Source organism: Paenibacillus sp. P4_A7 (genome assembly GCF_056402455.1).
Genome location: NZ_JBFUHJ010000545.1, coordinates 1 through 3,399, shown reverse-complemented (window position 1 = coordinate 3,399; position 3,399 = coordinate 1). Strand labels below are relative to the sequence as shown.

Annotated in this window: 3 protein-coding genes; 2 read left to right on the top strand and 1 reads right to left on the bottom strand. The window is 41.0% G+C overall.

The genetic code is table 11. From position 1 onward, the window contains the following. A partial coding sequence (locus AC1DWN_RS30695; RefSeq protein ID WP_477562649.1) for a cupin domain-containing protein occupies nucleotides 1-375 on the bottom strand: 375 nt, incomplete at its 3' end. A 346-nt stretch (nucleotides 376-721) separates the two neighbouring features. Here AC1DWN_RS30695 and AC1DWN_RS30690 point away from each other — a divergent pair. Together AC1DWN_RS30690 and AC1DWN_RS30685 are read left to right on the top strand one after the other, a co-directional pair. Further along, on the top strand, nucleotides 722-1,828 hold the full coding sequence (locus tag AC1DWN_RS30690) for a Gfo/Idh/MocA family protein (protein ID WP_477562648.1): 1,107 nt from the start codon (nucleotides 722-724) through the stop codon (nucleotides 1,826-1,828). A 1-nt stretch (nucleotide 1,829) separates the two neighbouring features. Continuing rightward, nucleotides 1,830-2,693 carry a sugar phosphate isomerase/epimerase family protein gene (locus tag AC1DWN_RS30685; RefSeq protein ID WP_477562647.1) on the top strand — a complete coding sequence of 288 codons (864 nt, stop codon included), beginning with the start codon at nucleotides 1,830-1,832 and terminating at the stop codon, nucleotides 2,691-2,693. Nucleotides 2,694-3,399: the final 706 nt, after the last annotated feature.

The following is a 3,399-nucleotide window of genomic DNA, read 5'->3' as shown; positions in this document are numbered from 1 at the left end:
GGATTCTCTCACCAATCCACTAAAAATTTTTCTGTAGTGATTTCCCTGAACGGAATTCAACTTCAATACCCGGATTGGTTGGTTACCAATTAGAGTGGTGTAAGTGTTCCGGATATAATCCGATGCCAAATCCAGATTAATTGTAATAACCATCTTGGAGAGAGGAGAAGCCGAGATGCAACCATGAATTTCCCATGGTGAAATAAGTGCTAGCGAACCGGACTCCAACGGAAAGCTTTTACCTCCGGGAGAATAAAACTGTCCCTTTCCTTCCACAACGAAGGTGAGCTCTGCTGTCTTATGCTGATGAGGGGTGAGCTCCCAACCTTCATGAAAATCATATCGGTGCACCAATTCAAGTCCAGATTGTTTCATCTCATCACCGTCCACCATCATCTTTTACCCGATCGTATCACATAAACCCTTTTAAGTATAGAAATATCAATCGAGAAAAAGCCGTTTTTTACCTAAGGGTGGATTGTTTTTGATTATTTATCTGTACTTGCATCGAGTATCTTTAAACTAACCATGTGAAAGGAGAGACGCAACGTGCTGCAATCACGCATGAACATGACAGTCAAATGGGAGTCTAGTCGCTAAAACTGGATGAGGTGGAACTGCTGCGCTATTTATATAAGGACAAAACAGATCCATGTTCTACCTTCTCAGTTTTTCATAATAAACAACAGTAAGAATTGAAACGAATAGGAAGGTGATCTAGATGAAATCATTCATTTCAGTAGAAGAATATATGCCAGGAGCACCCAAAGGAATAGATCTAAATCAATATGGCATTGGAATAATCGGCTGTGGTGGGATTACCAATGCCGCTCATTTACCCGCATATAAGAAGGCAGGATTCAAGGTAGTCGCTTGCTGCGACGTTAATGAAGAAAATGCGCGAACGACTGCAGAGAAATGGGATATTCCTTTCTGGACAACGAATGTGGATGATCTGTTAGATAGGGAAGATGTTAAGATTATTGATTTGCCCTTACATCCTCCTGCGAGATTAGAAGTGTTGAAGAAGATCGCTAAATCACCAAGACCCGTACTCGTACAGAAGCCGCTACACTTTGATTTGAAATCTGCAAAGGAGCTTCATGAAGTAGCCCAACAAGCGGGAATTAAACTGGCGATTAATCAACAGGCTAGGTGGGCACCAGCCCATCGAGCTATTAAAGTATTATTAGACAAAGGGGTTATCGGTGATGTCTATAATATCCAACATTTCATGCGATCCTTTCAAGATCAAGCCGATGCTTGGTATCGATCCGTTAAACAATTCAACATTCTAGATCATGGTATTCATTACTTGGATTTATGTCGCTATTTTGCTTCTTCAGAAGCAGCAGGGCACAGAGACTGGACCCGATTGCATTGTACAACTACGATGCTTCGCGAACAGAACTCCATTGATCCTATGATATATAATGCGAGTATTGAATTTGGTGAGATTGGCGGAAGAGAACCCCTTATGTCAAGTATGCATTTTAACAACATTATCAAGGCAAATAAAGCACATAAATACACTTGGTGGATCGATGGAACGGAAGGAAGCATCTGGCAGGATGGTGACATCTATGTGGCAAAAGCAAATGACCCGCATACGGTAATCCAGATTGAAACCTCTGGAGCTTGGTTTCCAGATGCATTCATCGGACCGATGTCTGATCTTATCGCTGCAGTGGCGTGGGATCGTGAACCAGCAGTAACGGCTTTAGACAATTTCAACACGGTTGCTATGACTTCTGCCATGGTTCTATCAAGTAAAGAAGGCCGAGTTGTGGAAAAGTCAGAAATGATGAAGCAATTGAAAGTGGTGTAGAATGATGAAAAAGAAGATGAATGCTCTGGGTGCCATGACTCATGAAATCGCAGGGATGTCGCTAGAAGAGAGTGCAGCTGCTATGGAAAGGCTTGGTTTAACTGTTATTCAACTAGACCCTCGGGACCCTAAGATTGCGCTCGGAGAAAGTTTACCCTCTCCCCAACGGGCGAAGGAAGTGAAGGAGCTTTTTGCTAGGCATGGAATTACAATTGTTGCTCTAGCTGGTTATACGAATCTTGTAGATCCTAATTTGACGAGGCGTGAAGCTGGATTACAATGCTTTGAAAAAATGATTGAATTATGTTCAGACTTCGGAACCTCTTATATTGCGACAGAAACAGGCGGATTAGACCCGGAAAGCTCATGGTTGAACAATCCCCTGAATCATACTCAGGATGCGTGGGAGATGTTAGTTCCGATTGTGGAACGACTTCGTCAAAAAGCAGTTCAGCACGGGGCTTCAGTTCTTATCGAAGGCTTTGTGTATAACATTCTCTCTACGACAGATAAAGCCGCTCAGCTAATGCTAGAGATCGGAACGGATGGACTAGGTTTTGTGCTAGATCCATTTAATTACATGCAGCCAGAGGATTTCTATGACCAAGAAGAGGCATTCGCTCGGGTATTCCGGACGATTGCTAGATATTCACCGATCGCTCACGCGAAGGATGCAATATGGGAAGGTGATTCGTTAGAAACACCTAAGGTCGGCGATGGGTTGGCGGATTGGACGATTTATACACGGCTGCTTCGGAAGTACAAGCCAGATGCACCTTTAATTATGGAACATTTAACATTTAATGATATTGAAGGTTGTCAAAAGTTGATTGTGAATGCATACGAAAAGGGAGTAAATAAATAAATAAATAACATACAAGTAGAGAGTCTCCTCCGAGGCTCTCTTACTTATATATGTAATCTTCGTAATCCTTGTGGTGGGGTGATGAAGGCCTATTTTCTACATTAATATAGAGGAGTTAAAGTATGATGAAAGCACTCTCGAAATCATCGATTGCAAGAAGCCTTTTTGGTAGTTTCCTTGTAGTAATAATACCAATCACTATCATTAGTTACATAGTTAATTATACCACTATGAGAAATACACAGAATGAAGTTTTCCGCTCATACGACAATAAGTTCTGAAACGGAAAAATAACAAATGGGAAATAAAAGATTATGAAACACTTAATTTAATGAAGAGAAACTTTACCATGCTGAATTACATATTTGCGCTGATGTCTTGCTTGAGAATAAATCCGAAGCAGCATAAGCATATACGTTTAGAGAATTTCCGCGGTTGCAGAAGTAAATAAAAAGTCCCGAATCGGATACGTCCGGGATTCGGGACTTTTTGCTGAGCGCTAAGGAAAAGATAGTGAAAAAACAAACAATAAAAATAAAACTCATTGATTGTGACACAAACCAATTGTCGGAAGACAAGAACATATATCTATATAGATCCACGCGCTGCGTGGTTTTTTTATTTTATGAATATATGTTTTTGTCCTTCTCTGAGGACAAGAACATACATCCATTGCCGATTTAGGACAAGAACTTGTATCCATTGC

Bases quoted from the DNA above. Each gene is read 5' to 3' on its own strand.
- AC1DWN_RS30690 (WP_477562648.1), top strand. From the start codon at position 722: ATGAAATCATTCATTTCAGTAGAAGAATATATGCCAGGAGCACCCAAA.
- AC1DWN_RS30685 (WP_477562647.1), top strand. From the start codon at position 1,830: ATGATGAAAAAGAAGATGAATGCTCTGGGTGCCATGACTCATGAAATC.